This is a genomic window from Pseudomonas sp. BT-42-2 (assembly GCF_025847435.2).
Classification (GTDB): Bacteria; Pseudomonadota; Gammaproteobacteria; order Pseudomonadales; family Pseudomonadaceae; genus Aquipseudomonas; species Aquipseudomonas urmiensis.
Window position 1 is genome coordinate 274,964 of the sequence record NZ_JAOYTM010000010.1, and the last position, 14,805, is coordinate 289,768.

Annotated in this window: 14 protein-coding genes; 9 read left to right on the top strand and 5 right to left on the bottom strand. The window is 62.7% G+C overall.

Features of this window, described 5'->3' with window-relative positions:
- Positions 1 to 39: 39 nt before the first annotated feature.
- Positions 40 to 483, top strand: coding sequence for a response regulator (locus tag OIU19_RS12935; RefSeq protein ID WP_264235319.1), 444 nt, complete (start codon positions 40 to 42; stop codon positions 481 to 483).
- Between the two features lie 109 nt (positions 484 to 592).
- Here OIU19_RS12935 and OIU19_RS12940 read toward each other — a convergent pair whose 3' ends face one another.
- On the bottom strand, positions 593 to 2,770 hold the full coding sequence (locus tag OIU19_RS12940) for a malate synthase G (RefSeq protein WP_264235320.1): 2,178 nt from the start codon (positions 2,768 to 2,770) through the stop codon (positions 593 to 595).
- Between the two features lie 438 nt (positions 2,771 to 3,208).
- Between OIU19_RS12940 and OIU19_RS12945 the strand changes: the two genes are divergently transcribed.
- A complete protein-coding gene (locus OIU19_RS12945; protein ID WP_186552722.1) occupies positions 3,209 to 3,727 on the top strand; it encodes a glycine cleavage system protein R in 519 nt (172 codons plus the stop codon).
- 250 nt (positions 3,728 to 3,977) lie between these two features.
- Here the strand turns inward: OIU19_RS12945 and rarD are convergent, their stop codons facing one another.
- The 4 genes from rarD to OIU19_RS12965 form a co-directional block, all read right to left on the bottom strand.
- Positions 3,978 to 4,865 carry an EamA family transporter RarD gene (rarD, locus tag OIU19_RS12950; RefSeq protein WP_186552721.1) on the bottom strand — a complete coding sequence of 296 codons (888 nt, stop codon included), beginning with the start codon at positions 4,863 to 4,865 and terminating at the stop codon, positions 3,978 to 3,980.
- A 64-nt stretch (positions 4,866 to 4,929) separates the two neighbouring features.
- A complete protein-coding gene (locus OIU19_RS12955; RefSeq protein ID WP_264235321.1) occupies positions 4,930 to 5,904 on the bottom strand; it encodes a serine/threonine protein kinase in 975 nt (324 codons plus the stop codon).
- Between the two features lie 107 nt (positions 5,905 to 6,011).
- Positions 6,012 to 6,776, bottom strand: a complete 765-nt coding sequence (locus tag OIU19_RS12960) for a TOBE domain-containing protein (protein WP_264235322.1) — start codon at positions 6,774 to 6,776, stop codon at positions 6,012 to 6,014.
- A gap of 57 nt (positions 6,777 to 6,833) precedes the next feature.
- Complete coding sequence (locus OIU19_RS12965; protein WP_264235323.1) at positions 6,834 to 7,571, bottom strand: ComF family protein; 738 nt, start codon at positions 7,569 to 7,571, stop codon at positions 6,834 to 6,836.
- Between the two features lie 88 nt (positions 7,572 to 7,659).
- On the opposite strand from OIU19_RS12965, the gene bioB reads away from it, so the two are divergent.
- From bioB to OIU19_RS13000, 7 genes are all read left to right on the top strand, one after another.
- Complete coding sequence (gene bioB / locus OIU19_RS12970) at positions 7,660 to 8,718, top strand: biotin synthase BioB (RefSeq protein ID WP_264235324.1); 1,059 nt, start codon at positions 7,660 to 7,662, stop codon at positions 8,716 to 8,718.
- A 2-nt stretch (positions 8,719 to 8,720) separates the two neighbouring features.
- Positions 8,721 to 9,893, top strand: coding sequence for an 8-amino-7-oxononanoate synthase (bioF, locus tag OIU19_RS12975; RefSeq protein WP_264235325.1), 1,173 nt, complete (start codon positions 8,721 to 8,723; stop codon positions 9,891 to 9,893).
- The gene (locus tag OIU19_RS12980; RefSeq protein WP_264235326.1) at positions 9,886 to 10,617 is read left to right on the top strand and encodes an alpha/beta fold hydrolase; all 732 of its coding nucleotides are present in this window, start codon (positions 9,886 to 9,888) and stop codon (positions 10,615 to 10,617) included. The genes bioF and OIU19_RS12980 overlap by 8 nt, the downstream gene beginning before the upstream one ends.
- Complete coding sequence (gene bioC, locus OIU19_RS12985; RefSeq protein ID WP_264235328.1) at positions 10,610 to 11,434, top strand: malonyl-ACP O-methyltransferase BioC; 825 nt, start codon at positions 10,610 to 10,612, stop codon at positions 11,432 to 11,434. The genes OIU19_RS12980 and bioC overlap by 8 nt, the downstream gene beginning before the upstream one ends.
- Before the next feature lies 1 nt (position 11,435).
- Entirely contained in the window at positions 11,436 to 12,116 is a 681-nt protein-coding gene (gene bioD, locus OIU19_RS12990) for a dethiobiotin synthase (RefSeq protein WP_264235329.1), read from the top strand.
- Positions 12,117 to 12,263: 147 nt separating this feature from the next.
- Entirely contained in the window at positions 12,264 to 12,560 is a 297-nt protein-coding gene (locus tag OIU19_RS12995) for a pyrroloquinoline quinone biosynthesis protein PqqE (RefSeq protein WP_186552712.1), read from the top strand.
- 298 nt (positions 12,561 to 12,858) lie between these two features.
- Positions 12,859 to 14,664, top strand: a complete 1,806-nt coding sequence (locus tag OIU19_RS13000) for a phenylacyl-CoA dehydrogenase (protein WP_186552711.1) — start codon at positions 12,859 to 12,861, stop codon at positions 14,662 to 14,664.
- Positions 14,665 to 14,805: the final 141 nt, after the last annotated feature.

The window sequence follows — 14,805 nt, forward strand, 5'->3', positions numbered from 1 at the left end:
GTCCTAACTGAGGCACGGAATTTTTTTGACGAGATGACCATGGCTGAGCATGACCAGATCCTGAGTGACGCCGAGAAAGAGGCGTTGGCCATGGTGACTGCACCCCCGGCTGAACCGCAGCTGGTACTGGTGGTGGATGACAACCCGCTGAACAGCGAGGCGTTGGCGCTTTACCTGAAAACCAAAGGGATCGAGTGCGATATCGCTGACGGCGCGCAGGCGGCGTTGAACAAGCTGCGGTGTGAGCCACGTATCGGCCTGATGATCACTGATCTGCGCATGGAGCCAAAGGATGGCCTGGAGTTGATCCGGCAGATTCGTGAGTCGGAGCGGGCGGCGTTGTCGATCATCGTGGTGTCGGGCGACACCGATGTGAAGGAGGCGGTGGATGTGATGCACCTGGGAGTGGTGGATTTTTTGCTCAAGCCGGTGGATCTGGCTCGGTTGCTGGAGCTGGTACGCAAGGAGTTGCGGATCGAGTGATGGGGGGCTGTTTGAACGCTATCGCGGGGCAAGCCCGCTCCCACGCTGGCCTACATAGGCAGGCCTATAGAGGTAGCGTGGGAGCGGGCTTGTCCCGCGATCTTTTGGCTTACAGCCCGTTACGCGCCTTGAACTCGCGGCGACGACGGTGCAGTACTGGCTCGGTGTAGCCGTTCGGCTGCTTGGCGCCTTCGACCACCAACTCCACCGCCGCCTGGAAGGCGACGTTGTCGTCGAAGTTCGGCGCCATTGGGCGGTACTGGGCATCGCTGGCGTTCTGCTTGTCGACCACCGCCGCCATGCGCTTGAGGCTTTCCACCACCTGCTCCTGGCTGACGATGCCATGGCGCAGCCAGTTGGCCAGCAACTGGGCGGAAATACGCAGGGTGGCGCGGTCTTCCATTAGGCCGACGTTGTTGATGTCCGGCACCTTCGAGCAGCCCACACCGTGGTCGATCCAGCGCACAACGTAGCCGAGGATGCCCTGGGCGTTGTTGTCCAGCTCGTTGCGGATCTCTTCGGCAGACCAGTTGGTATCAGCCGCCAGCGGGATGGTCAGGATGTCGTCCACCGAAGCCGGGGTACGCTTGGCCAGTTCTGCCTGACGCGCTTGCACGTCGACTTTGTGGTAATGCAGCGCGTGCAGCACGGCGGCGGTCGGCGACGGCACCCAGGCGGTGTTGGCGCCGGCCAGTGGGTGGGCGATCTTCTGTTCGAGCATCGCCGCCATCAGGTCGGGCATGGCCCACATGCCTTTGCCGATCTGCGCCCGGCCTTGCAGGCCAGTGGCAAGGCCGACGTCGACGTTGTTGTTCTCGTAGGCGCCGATCCACTTCTCGTTCTTCATGGCGCCTTTGCGCACAACGGCGCCGGCTTCCATCGAGGTGTGGATTTCATCGCCGGTGCGGTCGAGGAAGCCGGTGTTGATGAACACCACGCGCTCGGCGGCAGCCTTGATGCAGGACTTGAGGTTGACCGTGGTGCGGCGTTCCTCGTCCATGATGCCGACCTTCATGGTATTGCGCGGCATGTTCAGCACGTCTTCGACGCGGCTGAAGATTTCTGCGGCGAACGCCACTTCTTCAGGGCCGTGCATCTTCGGCTTGACGATGTACAGGCTGCCGGTGCGGCTGTTCTTGCGGCTGGTGTTGCCGTTGAGGTTGTGCAGGGCGATCAGGCCGGTGAACAGGCCGTCCTGGATACCTTCCGGGATTTCGTTGCCCTGAGCATCGAGGATCGCCGGGTTGGTCATCAGGTGGCCAACGTTACGCACGAACAGCAACGAGCGCCCGTGCAGGGTTACGCTGCCGCCGTTAGGCGCGGTGTATTCGCGGTCTGGATTCATGGTGCGGGTGAAGGTCTTGCCGCCCTTGCTCACGCTTTCGGCCAGATCGCCCTTCATCAGGCCCAGCCAGTTGCGGTAGACCACGACTTTGTCGTCGGCATCGACGGCAGCGACCGAGTCTTCACAGTCCATGATGGTGGTCAGCGCCGACTCCATCAGGATGTCTTTGACGCCAGCGGCGTCGGTGCTGCCAACTGGGGTGCTGGCATCGACCTGGATTTCGAAGTGCAGGCCGTTGTGCTTGAGCAGCACGGCGGTCGGGGCCTTGGCGTCGCCCTGGAAGCCGATCAGTTGCGCATCGTCACGCAGGCCGCTGTTGCTGCCGCCCTTGAGCGCGACCACGAGCTTGCCGGCTTCGATGCGGTAGGCGGTGGAGTCGACGTGGGAGCCAGCGGCCAGTGGCGCGGCTTCGTCGAGGAAGGCACGGGCGAAGGCAATGACCTTGTCGCCGCGGACCTTGTTGTAGCCCTGGCCTTTCTCGGCGCCGCCTTCCTCGCTGATGGCGTCGGTGCCATACAGCGCGTCATACAGCGAGCCCCAGCGGGCGTTGGCGGCGTTCAGGGCGAAGCGGGCGTTCATCACCGGCACCACCAGCTGCGGGCCGGCCATGCGGGCGATCTCTTCGTCCACGTTCTGCGTGGTGGCCTGGAAATCGTCGGCTTGTGGCAGCAGGTAACCGATTTCCTGGAGGAATGCTTTGTAGGCTGCGGCGTCGTGGGCCTGGCCTTGGCGCGCCTGGTGCCAGGCGTCGATCTTGGCTTGCAACTCGTCGCGCTTGGCGAGCAGGTTTTTGTTCTTTGGAGCGAGGTCGTTGATGATCTTCTCTGCACCGGCCCAGAACTGCTCGGCGACGATGCCGGTCCCCGGAATGGCTTCGTTGTTGACGAAGTCGTACAGGACCTTGGCGACCTGAAGGCCACCGACTTGAACGTGTTCAGTCATTGCTTGCCTCACTCTGCTCAGCTATTTCGCTCATCGTATTAAGCCTGTAGCGCTTCTCTAAACACGCACCAGTTCATGCCCGAGGGCGGCTGGGTGCGGCCTGCCAGACCAGCCGGCGGGCAATTTGCGTATTTTCACAGGCGCCATGGCAGACATCCAAACGACGTTTTGTAGTCCGCGTCGGGGCATACTACATGAAGCAGCAGGCGAGTGAACATCAGACCAAAAGCGTCGCTGCGCGACCAATTGGTCGCATAGGGTCACGCTGGGAGCCTGTATGTTCGCAAATTATCGGTAGATTGTTCCAGATAAATCTTGAAACAGTACACGATTGGTCGTGCGGATTGCCCTGCGGCAGGTTGCCGCGCCTTGCCTATACTGATTCGATCCCCAGGTTTCACGCCGCGTGCGGCGTGGCATTCAGCAGAGGAACGCGCAGTGGACCACCTCGTATTGACAGTGATCGCCCCCGACAAGGCTGGGCAGGTCGAGCGCATCGCCCAGTGCATCGCCGAACATAATGGCAACTGGTTGGAGAGTCGCATGTCGCGCATGGCGGGGCAATTCGCCGGCATTCTGCGCGTGGCGGTGCCGGCAGAATCCTACGACGAGTTGGTCGAGTCGCTGCAAGCGCTGGGCAAGTACGACATCCGCGTGTTGATTGCCGAGAGCGGCATCGAGCCATCGTGCACCTGGAAGCCGATTGCCATGGAGTTGGTGGGTAATGATCGGCCTGGGATCGTGCGTGACATTACCCGATTGCTGGCCGAGCTTGGGGTGAACCTGGAGCGTTTCACCACTGAAGTACGACCAGCGCCGATGAGTAGCGAGCCGTTGTTTCATGCCGATGCGTTGCTGGCGTTGCCGTTGACCTTGTCCCTGGATGACTTGCAGGGGCGCTTGGAGGCGCTGGCAGATGATTTGATGGTCGAGCTCAAGCTGCGGCCGGAGGATTAGTGCTCATTAGGGCCGCTTCGCGCCTGCGACGCTCAGAGGTTATCCCTGATTTAAGGGGACGGCCCTGTGGATAACCTGGGGGTTCACCCCGCCAGCCCACGAGCGTCGCAGCCTCCAGCCATCTGCACAAAAAACATCCAGAAATCAGACGCTTGTGCACAAACCACGGGGACCAGGGTGTGGATAACCTCTGGAGATGTCGCTGTAGGCCACGCCAAACCTGGCCTACAGGGATTCGATCAATAATTGATCAGCTGCGTTTGCGCAGCGACAGCCAGGCATCGACGCTGTACAGCGCCAACCCTGCCCAAATGAACACGAACGCCAACAAGCTGCTCGACGATAAATGCTCATCGAACAGCAGTACTGCCTGCAGCAACACCAGGGTTGGCGCCAGGTACTGCAGGAAGCCCAAGGTGGTGTACGGCAGATGGCGGGCAGCGGCGTTGAAGCACACCAGCGGCACCAGCGTCACCGGGCCTGCGGCAATCAACCAGAGCGCTTGGCTGGTGCTGAAGAAGTCGCCTTGCACACTGCTCGCAGCCGGGTGCAGGAGCAGCCAGCCAATCGCCAACGGCACCAGCATCCAGGTTTCCACCACCAGCCCCGGCAGCGCCGCTACCGGCGCCTGCTTGCGGATCAGGCCATAGAAACCAAACGACAGCGCCAGAACCAGCGACACCCACGGCAGGCTGCCGACCTGCCACACCTGCTGTGCCACGCCCACCGCCGCCAGCCCCACCGCCAACCATTGCAGGCGGCGCAGACGCTCGCCCAGGAGCAGCATGCCGAGCAATACGTTGACCAGCGGGTTGATGTAATAACCCAGGCTGGCTTCGAGCATGCGGCCGTTGTTCACCGACCAGACATAGGTCAGCCAGTTACCGGCGATCAACGCGCCGCTGAGCGCCAGAATCGCCAGTCGGCGGGGGTTGTCGCGCAGCTCGCGCCACCAGCCAGGATGTTTCCACACCAGCAGCAACAGCGAGCCGAACAGCGCCGACCAGAGCACCCGGTGGACGATGATCTCGACCGCCGGCACGCTCTGGATAGCTTTGAAGTACAGGGGGAACAGCCCCCAGATGATGTAGGCGGTGAGGCCCAGGATGTACCCGCGACGCGGGTTGGCGGCGTGCATGCAGAATCCTTGCTTAGGTAGCTAAATAAAGCGACGCCTATTGTAGACAGACCCTCACAGGGTTCTAGAACAATTTCAGTGGTTGTTCATCCAGGGCGGCAATCTGCTCACGCAAGGCGAGAATCTGGTCGCCCCAGTAACGCGGCTGGCCAAACCAAGGGAAGCTGCGCGGGAACGCCGGGTCGTCCCAGCGCCGTGCCAGCCACGCGCTGTGGTGCAGCTGGCGCAGGGCGCGCAGCGGTTCGATCAGGGGCAGTTCGCGGGGGTCGAAGTCATGGAACTCGTTGTAGCCGTCGATCAGCTCGGCCAACTGCCCCAGGCGCTCTTCGCGGCTGCCGGCAAGCATCATCCACAGATCCTGCACGGCCGGGCCCATGCGGCAGTCGTCCAGATCGACCACATGGTAGGCCTCGTCGCGGTGCATCAGGTTGCCCGGGTGGCAGTCACCGTGCAGGCGGATCAGCTGATGGGGGGTACGCGCGTAGATCGCCTCGACGCGTTTGAGCAGGTCGCGGGCGACCGATTCGAAGGCGGGCAGCAGTTCCTTGGGGACGAAGTTGCCTTCGAGCAGAGTGTTCAGCGACGCGTGGCCGAAGTTGTCCACAGCCAGGGTTTCGCGGTGTTCGAAAGGCCGGGTGGCGCCAACCTTGTGCAGGCGGCCGAGCAACTGCCCGAGACGATACAGCTGGTCGAGATTGCCCGGCTCCGGGGCATGGCCACCACGCCGCGGGAACAGCGCAAAGCGAAAACCACCGTGCTCGAACAGGCTACGCCCTTGGTGCTCGATGGGGGCGACCACCGGCACTTCGCAATCGGCCAGTTCCGCAGTGAAGCTGTGCTCCTCATGAATCTGCGCATCGCTCCAACGGCCTGGGCGGTAGAACTTGGCGATCAGGGGCTGCTGGTCTTCGATACCCACCTGATAGACACGGTTCTCGTAGCTGTTGAGCGCCAATACCCGCGCGTCGCTGAGAAAGCCGAGGCTTTCTACGGCATCCAGGACCAGGTCGGGGGTGAGGGTGTCGAAAGGGTGGGACATTGGAGCTCCAGAGGGGCGTCGTCGTGGCGACCATGGTATCGCATTCACCTGCGACACATCGGTAATCAGCGCCGGCCCCATCGCCGGGCGCGCAGCGCTCGGCCAGGCTAAACCGGCACTCCGAGCAAAACGAAGGAGGGATGAAACTGCACCCGCAGCTCACTGCCCGGCCCAACCTTGCGCTGCTGCAGCCATTGAGCCTCAGCAAACGCACACAGCGTCTGCCCGTTGCCCAATGCCAGGCGGACCTCGCTGCTGCCGACCTCGTCGACCAGCACTTGCTCAACCCTGGCGCGCAGGCAATTACTCCCTGGCTCAGGCGGTTCTTCATCGCCAAGCAGCTGCACCCAACCGGCTTTGAGCAACGCCACCACCATGCTGCCCAAGGCCAACTCCAGCCGCTCAGTGCTGTCGCGGGTAATCAATGCCTCGATCTCCAGCCCGCCACCCAAGGCCAGGCTGACGCGATCGTGCCGGCCTTCTCGGCGCAACCCGCTGACTTCGCCTTGCAACTGATTGCGCGCACTGGTGCGCAACATCAGCCGGCCAAGCAAGTCGAGGTCGCTGGTTTGTTCGGCCGCTTCCAGGATTTGCGCCTGCAACCCTTGCAGGCGTTGGTACAGGCGCAGCACCCGCTCGCCTTCCTCGGACAACCGAGCGCCGCCACCGCCGCGTCCGCCCGTACTGCGCTCCACCAGCGGCCGCCTGGCGAGGTTATTGAGCTCGTCGATGGCATCCCAGGCGGCCTTGTAGCTAATCCCGGCGGCCTTGGCAGCGCGGGTGATCGAGCCCTGTTCGGCGACATGCTGCAACAGCGCAATACGTTGCGGTCGACGGGCGATGTGTTGGGTGAGCACGGTGGGTAACGACATGGGGGCTGCCAGAGGTACACAAAGTTGCTGCGACGTTGCCGCCCACGCCTTGCCGAGTCAAGCCTGGCCTGGTTTGGGGGTACGCGCCAAGCAGTAGATATCCACCTGCCGCGCCCCGGCCTGGCGCAATAGTTGGGCAAGCGCTTGGGCGGTGGCGCCGGTGGTCAACACATCATCGATCAGCGCCAGGTGCTGGCCTTCGACGTCCGCCTTCGCTGCCAGGCAGAACGCCTGGCGCAGATTGTGCCGGCGCACGCGCGCGCTGAGCAGCTGTTGTGCTGGAGTATCTCGCGTTCGTTGCACGAGACCTTCATCGCAGGGGATACCCAACTGCCTCGACAGCCAGCGCGCCAACATCCCCGCCTGGTTGAACCCCCGCTGGCGCAGTCGACGTGCGGCCAGTGGTACAGGCAACAATTGGTCAGGCTTTGCCAGCCCTTCGGCGAAGCGATGCTGCAGCTCATGCCCCAGCAGTTGCGCCATTAGCCGCCCCAGGGGCCATTGGCTGCGGTGCTTGAATCGGCTGATCAGCGTGTCGATCGGAAAGCCGAAGTGCCAAGGCGCCACCACTTGGGTAAAGGCGGGCGCGTGCCGGCTGCACTGGGCGCAGGTCAAGTCCGCCATTGCTAGCGGCAAGGCGCAGCGCAGACACTGTTCCTCCAACCAAGGCAGCTCGTGCTCGCAGCTGGTGCACAGTGGATAGGCTTGATGCGCCGGTTCATCGCACAGCAAACAGCTATGATCAATATTTGTACACTTGTAAACCAGCTGTCTTATGAGTGGTTGACAGTCCATAGGCCTTCCGTAACTATTGCCGCTATCCGTGATGCGCTGGCGGCTTTGCTGTCCCCGCGCCAGTCAGAGCCTAGATAAGGAAACGCCGATGAGCGCCAGCACAACTGCAACAACACGTCACGACTGGGCCTTGGCCGAAGTGAAGGCACTGTTCCAGCAACCGTTCAATGACCTGCTGTTCCAGGCGCAGACCGTACACCGCGCGCACTTCGACCCGAACCGCGTGCAAGTCTCGACGCTGCTGTCGATCAAAACCGGCGCCTGCCCGGAAGATTGCAAATATTGTCCGCAGTCCGGTCACTACAACACCGGCCTGGAAAAACAGAAGCTGATGGAAGTGCAGAAGGTGCTGGAGGAGGCTGCCCGGGCCAAGGCCATCGGCTCGACCCGCTTCTGCATGGGCGCGGCCTGGAAGCACCCGTCGGCCAAGGACATGCCGTATGTGCTGGAGATGGTCAAAGGGGTCAAGGCCATGGGCCTGGAAACCTGCATGACCCTCGGTCGCCTCGATCAGGAGCAGACCGCAGCGCTGGCCCAGGCGGGCCTGGACTACTACAACCACAACCTCGACACCTCGCCGGAGTTCTACACCAGCATCATCACCACCCGTACCTACAGCGAGCGCTTGCAGACTTTGGCCTACGTGCGTGACGCCGGGATGAAGATCTGCTCGGGCGGCATCCTCGGCATGGGCGAGTCGCTCGACGACCGCGCCGGCCTGCTGATCCAGCTGGCCAACCTGCCGGAGCACCCGGAGTCGGTGCCGATCAACATGCTGGTCAAAGTCGCCGGGACCCCGCTGGCCGAAGAAGAAGATGTCGACCCGTTCGACTTCATCCGCATGCTGGCGGTGGCGCGCATCCTCATGCCTAAATCCCATGTGCGTCTGTCGGCTGGCCGCGAGCAGATGAACGAGCAGATGCAGGCCCTGGCCTTCATGGCCGGTGCCAACTCGATTTTCTATGGCGAGAAGCTGTTGACCACTGCCAACCCGCAGGCCGACAAAGACATGCAACTGTTCGACCGCCTGGGGATCAAGCCCGAAGCGCGCGAAGAGCACGCCGACGAAGTGCACCAGGCGGCCATCGAACAAGCCCTGGTCGAGCAGCGCAGCAGCGAGATGTTCTACGACGCAGCGTCTGCCTGACTATGGCCTTCGACCTGACGGCGCGCCTGGCCGAACGGCGCGCAGCCGACCTGTATCGGCAGCGCCCGCTGCTGCAAAGCCCGCAGGGGCCGGAGGTGGTGGTCGATGGCCAACCGCTGCTGGCCTTCTGTAACAATGACTACTTGGGCCTGGCCAATCACCCGGAGGTGATCGCCGCCTGGCGCGCCGGTGCCGAGCGCTGGGGTGTCGGCGGCGGTGCTTCGCACTTGGTCATTGGCCACAGTACCCCGCACCACCAGCTCGAAGAAGCCTTGGCCGAACTCACCGGGCGCCCGCGCGCGCTGCTGTTTTCCACCGGCTACATGGCCAACCTCGGTGCGATTACCGCGCTGGTAGGGCAGGGCGATACCATTTTGCAAGACCGCCTCAATCACGCCTCGCTGCTCGATGGCGGGCTGCTCAGTGGGGCGCGCTTCAATCGCTATCTGCACAACGACGCTGACAGCCTGGCCAAGCGCCTGGACAAAGCTACCGGCAACACCCTGGTGGTCACCGATGGCGTGTTCAGCATGGATGGCGACCTCGCTGACCTGCCTGCACTGGCCGAGACCGCTCGGGCGCGGGGCGCCTGGTTGATGGTCGATGATGCCCATGGCCTGGGCACGCTGGGCGCCACCGGTGGCGGCATCGTCGAGCACTTCGGTTTGGGCCTGGACGACGTGCCGGTGCTGATCGGAACCCTGGGCAAGGCTTGCGGCACGGCTGGGGCTTTTGTCGCTGGCAGTGAAGAACTGATCGAGGCGCTGGTGCAGTTCGCCCGGCCCTACATCTATACCACCAGCCAGCCACCAGCCCTGGCTTGTGCCACGCTCAAGAGCCTGGAGTTGCTGCGCCGCGAAAGCTGGCGCCGGGAGCATCTGGCTGCGCTGGTCCGCCAGTTCCGTCAAGGCGCCGAGCAGATCGGCCTGCAGCTGATGGACAGCCCCACCCCGATCCAGCCGATCCTGATTGGCGACAGCGCGCGGGCCTTGCGCCTGTCGCGCATGCTGCGTGAGCGCGGGCTGCTGGTGACGGCCATTCGTCCGCCGACCGTGCCGGCCGGCAGCGCGCGTCTGCGCGTTACCTTGAGCGCCGCGCACAGTGAGGCCCAGGTCCAGCTATTGTTGAATGCATTGGCCGAGTGTTATCCACAGCTGGAGTCCGCCGATGCGTAACCGACTGATTCTCTTGCCCGGCTGGGGCCTGGGCACTGCTGCACTGGAGCCGCTGGCTGCCAGCCTGCGCGCCCAAGACTCACGCCTACAGGTCGAATTGATGCCGCTGCCGGAGTTGCCCGAGGGCGATGTGCAGGCGTGGATCGACTACCTGGACCGCAAGCTGCCCACTGACACCTGGCTGGGCGGCTGGTCGCTCGGCGGCATGCTCGCCAGCGAGCTGGCGCACAAGCGTGGCGACCACTGCTGCGGGTTGCTAACCCTGGCCAGCAACCCCAGCTTCATCAGCCGAGCGGACTGGCCCCACGGCATGGCGCCAGACACTTTCGGCACCTTTCTCGATGGCTGCCGCAGCCATCACCAGGTGACCCTTAAACGCTTTCGCAGCCTGTGTAGCGAAGGCGCGCAGATGCCGCGCACCCTGTTGCGCCAACTTGGCGTTGGGTTGCCGGACACCGACCCGCTGTACCTGGCCAGCGGCCTTGAGGTGTTGGCCAAGCTCGATACCCGTACAGCCCTGGAACAGTACGCCGGCCCACAGCTGCACCTGTTCGCTGGGAGCGATGCGCTGGTGCCGGCAGCGGCGGCCAAAGCCTTGAGCGAGTTGTTGCCGGATGTCGAGGTCGGTTTGGTCGAAGACAGCTCCCACGCCTTCCTGTTGGAATACCCGCAGGAGCTTGCGGCGGGCATCAAGAGTTTTTTGCATGAGAGTGGTGATGACTGATCTTTCCCAGCCAAGCCTGCCCGGCAGCTTGCCCGACAAGCGCCAGGTGGCGGCATCGTTTTCCAAGGCGGCAGCCAGCTATGACAGTGTCGCGGCGTTGCAGCGGGCGGTCGGCGAGGCGTTGCTGGAACTGCTGCCCGCTGATCTGACGCCGTCGAGCTGGCTCGACCTAGGCAGCGGAACAGGCTACTTCAGTCGCGCCCTGGCCGAGCGTTTTGCCGCAGCACTGGGGGTAGCGGTGGACATCGCCGAAGGCATGCTTGGCCACGCGCGCGGCCAGGGCGGTGCTCAGTTTCATGTGGCCGGCGATGCCGAGCGCCTGCCCTTGCAGGCAGAAAGTGTCGACCTGGTGTTCACCAGCCTTGCCGTGCAGTGGTGCAGCCAGTTCTCCAGTGTGCTCAGCGAAGCGCAGCGGATATTGCGCCCAGGCGGGGTGCTGGCGTTCAGCAGTTTATGCGTGGGCACTCTGGAGGAGCTGCGCACCAGCTGGCAGGCCGTCGATGGCATGGTCCACGTCAACCGCTTCCGCCATTTTGAGGACTACCAGCGCTTGTGCGGCGAGAGTGGCCTGCACCTGCTTGGCCTTGAGCGCCGCGCCCATGTCCTGCATTACCCGGATGTACGCAGTTTGACCCATGAGCTCAAAGCCCTCGGCGCGCACAACCTCAACCCTGGCCGCCCCTCGGGATTGACTGGGCGGGCGCGCATGCAGGGTTTGTTGCAGGCCTACGAGCAGTTCCGCCAGGCACAGGGCCTGCCTGCCACCTATCAAGTGGTTTATGGTGTGCTGCGCAAGCCATTGCAGCCTGGGGAGTGACATGAGCAAGGCCTATTTCATTGCCGGAACCGACACCGACGTCGGCAAGACCACCATCGCCGCCGGCCTTTTGCATGCGGCTCGGTTGCAAGGGCTGAGTACCCTGGGTGCCAAGCCGGTGGCGTCCGGGTGTGCGGTGACTGCCAAGGGGTTGCGCAATGCCGATGCGCAGGCGCTGATCGACGAAAGCACGTTCAAGCTGGCCTATGAGCTGGTCAACCCGTTTGCTTTCGAGCCGGCCATTGCTCCTCACCTGGCGGCACGGGAAGCTGGAATCGCGCTTGGCGTACCTGCGCTGCTGGCGCCTATGCAAACGGTGCTCAAGCAGGGTGCGGACTTCACCCTGATCGAGGGCGCGGGCGGCTGGCGAGTGCCATTGTCTGATCACGCCAATCTGTCCGACCTGGCGATTGCCCTGAAGCTGCCAGTGATTTTGGTGGTGGGGGTGCGTTTGGGCTGCATCAACCATGCGCTGCTCAGTGCCGAGGCGATTGCTCGGGATGGGCTGCAATTGGCCGGGTGGGTGGCCAACATCATCGAGCCGCGGACTTCACGCTTGGAAGAGAATCTTGCCAGCCTGGCCGAGCGGTTGCCGGCGCCTTGTCTGGGGCGGGTGCCCAAGCTTAAGCAGGCCAGTGGTGCTGCGGTGGCTGAATACCTGCAGTTGGATTTGCTGGATTAGCTTGGGCAAGGCTAGGCTGCGGAGTTTGGCGGATATGCCTCGGGTCTATCAGCTGGCACTAGGCTATTAGGGATTTAAACGGGCCTTTTCGCCCTAGGGCTGCTTTAATGAAGCCTGTTCGTTATCCAGCGTCATTGGAGTTTTGACATGGAAATCACCGGTAGCTCTGCCTACTACGCGGGTCTCGGCGCCATCCAGGCCGGGCAGAACCGCGTCGATCAGGCCGCCAGCCAGATCGCCAACCAAAGCGTTGAACGCAACGCCACCAGCCAGTCCAGCGACTATCAAGCCGAGCGCCTGCGCGCTGTCGATCGCAGTCAGCAAATGGATCTGGCCACCAGCACCGTGCAACTGGCGCTGGGCAAAAACGAAGTCGAACTGGGCGTCAAAGTCGCCAAGGCTTCCGATGAAATGCTCGGTAGGTTCATCGACACCTACGCCTGATTGCAGATACCACAACTTTCTCGTGGGAAACGTTCTCGTGGGAGCGGGCTTGCCCCGCGATTGCGCCAGCCCCGATCACGTGGTCGAAGGCTCGGATGTCATCGCGAGCCAAGCCCGCTCCCATGTTTGTTTGGGCGTGGCATAAATGCCCTGTTTCGCGACGTAAATGGCACCATAGTCCCTCCTTGACATTACCGGCCCCTAAACGTAAGTTTCAAACAACTGTTTGACCGAAAGCCACCAAGAGCTGGTCGGTATCAGCGGTCACCCCACCGGACTCCTCAAGAGGTTCATCGCAATGCCTGAATACAAAGCCCCCTTGCGTGATATTCGCTTCGTTCGCGACGAGCTGCTCGGCTATGAAGCGCACTATCAAAGCCTGCCGGGTTGCGAGGACGCCACGCCCGATATGGTCAACGCGATTCTTGAGGAAGGCGCGAAATTCTGTGAGCAGGTGCTGGCCCCGCTGAACCGCGTGGGTGACCTGGAAGGCTGCACCTGGAGCGAGTCGGGCGTCAAAACCCCGACCGGCTTCAAGGAGGCCTACAAGCAATTCGTCGAAGGTGGCTGGCCGAGCCTGGCCCATGACGTCGACCATGGCGGCCAAGGCTTGCCTGAGTCGCTGGGCCTGGCGGTGAGCGAGATGGTCGGTGAGTCGAACTGGTCGTGGGGCATGTACCCAGGCCTGTCGCATGGCGCCATGAACACCATTTCCGAGCACGGCACCGCCGAGCAACAAGAGACCTACCTGACCAAGCTGGTGACTGGCGAATGGACCGGCACCATGTGCCTGACCGAGCCACACTGCGGTACCGACCTGGGCATGCTGCGGACTAAAGCCGAGCCACAGGCTGATGGCTCCTACAAAGTGTCCGGTACCAAGATCTTCATTTCCGCTGGCGAGCACGACATGGCCGATAACATCGTCCACATCGTCCTGGCCCGCCTGCCCGATGCCCCAGCGGGCACCAAAGGTATCTCGCTGTTCATCGTGCCCAAGTTCCTGCCGACCGCCGATGGTGGCGTGGGCGAGCGCAATGGCGTCAGCTGTGGTTCGCTCGAGCACAAGATGGGCATCCACGGTAATGCCACCTGCGTAATGAACTTCGACAGCGCCACCGGCTACCTGATTGGCCCAGCCAACAAGGGCCTCAATTGTATGTTCACTTTCATGAACACCGCTCGCCTGGGTACCGCGCTGCAAGGCCTGGCCCACGCTGAAGTGGCGTTCCAGGGTGGCCTGAAGTACGCCCGTGACCGCCTGCAAATGCGCTCGTTGACTGGCCCCAAGGCTCCGGACAAGGCCGCCGACCCGATCATCGTCCACCCAGACGTGCGGCGTATGCTGCTGACCATGAAGGCCTTCGCTGAAGGCAACCGGGCGATGGTCTACTTCACCGCCCAGCAGGTCGATATCGTCAAGTACAGCCAGGATGAAGAGGCCAAGAAAAAGGCCGACGCCCTGCTGGCGTTCCTGACTCCGATCGCCAAGGCGTTCATGACCGAAGTCGGTTTCGAAGCCGCCAACCACGGTGTGCAGATCTACGGTGGCCATGGCTTCATCGCCGAGTGGGGGATGGAGCAGAACGTGCGCGACAGCCGTATCTCGATGCTGTACGAAGGCACCACCGGCATCCAGGCCCTGGACCTGCTCGGCCGTAAAGTTCTAATGACCCAAGGCGAAGCGCTCAAGGGCTTCACCAAGATCGTCCACAAGTTCTGCCAGGCTCAAGAAGGCAACGAGTCGGTCAAGGAGTTCGTCGAGCCACTGGCGGCGATCAACAAGGAATGGGGCGAGCTGACCATGAAGATCGGCATGGCCGCCATGAAGGACCGTGAGGAAGTCGGTGCCGCTTCGGTCGACTACCTGATGTACTCCGGCTATGCCTGCCTGGCGTACTTCTGGGCCGACATCGCCCGCTTGGCCGCTGAGAAACTGGCTGCTGGTACCAGCGAAGAGGCGTTCTACACCGCCAAGCTGCAGACTGCGCGCTTCTACTTCCAGCGCATCCTGCCGCGTACCCGCACCCACGTCGCAGCCATGCTGTCCGGCGCTGGCAACCTGATGGCGATGGACGAAGAGCATTTCGGCCTGTCGATCTAAGCCCAGCGGCTGTACGAAAAACCGCCTGCCCTCACCGGCAGGCGGTTTTTTGCTTTCAGGCCTGCGGCCGCTGTTGTATCTGGTAATGAGAAAACCTCAAGGAGTAGGGCCAATCTGCCGTTAAACACCCGGTGTATTCAT

Coding starts and splice junctions, on each gene's coding strand:
- bioF (WP_264235325.1), top strand. CDS start 8,721: ATGGCCTTCGACCTGACGGCGCGCCTGGCCGAACGGCGCGCAGCCGAC.
- OIU19_RS12960 (WP_264235322.1), bottom strand. CDS start 6,776: ATGTCGTTACCCACCGTGCTCACCCAACACATCGCCCGTCGACCGCAA.
- OIU19_RS12940 (WP_264235320.1), bottom strand. CDS start 2,770: ATGACTGAACACGTTCAAGTCGGTGGCCTTCAGGTCGCCAAGGTCCTG.
- OIU19_RS12995 (WP_186552712.1), top strand. CDS start 12,264: ATGGAAATCACCGGTAGCTCTGCCTACTACGCGGGTCTCGGCGCCATC.
- OIU19_RS12965 (WP_264235323.1), bottom strand. CDS start 7,571: ATGGACTGTCAACCACTCATAAGACAGCTGGTTTACAAGTGTACAAAT.
- OIU19_RS12935 (WP_264235319.1), top strand. CDS start 40: ATGGCTGAGCATGACCAGATCCTGAGTGACGCCGAGAAAGAGGCGTTG.
- bioB (WP_264235324.1), top strand. CDS start 7,660: ATGAGCGCCAGCACAACTGCAACAACACGTCACGACTGGGCCTTGGCC.
- bioD (WP_264235329.1), top strand. CDS start 11,436: ATGAGCAAGGCCTATTTCATTGCCGGAACCGACACCGACGTCGGCAAG.
- OIU19_RS12980 (WP_264235326.1), top strand. CDS start 9,886: ATGCGTAACCGACTGATTCTCTTGCCCGGCTGGGGCCTGGGCACTGCT.
- OIU19_RS12955 (WP_264235321.1), bottom strand. CDS start 5,904: ATGTCCCACCCTTTCGACACCCTCACCCCCGACCTGGTCCTGGATGCC.
- OIU19_RS13000 (WP_186552711.1), top strand. CDS start 12,859: ATGCCTGAATACAAAGCCCCCTTGCGTGATATTCGCTTCGTTCGCGAC.
- bioC (WP_264235328.1), top strand. CDS start 10,610: ATGACTGATCTTTCCCAGCCAAGCCTGCCCGGCAGCTTGCCCGACAAG.
- rarD (WP_186552721.1), bottom strand. CDS start 4,865: ATGCACGCCGCCAACCCGCGTCGCGGGTACATCCTGGGCCTCACCGCC.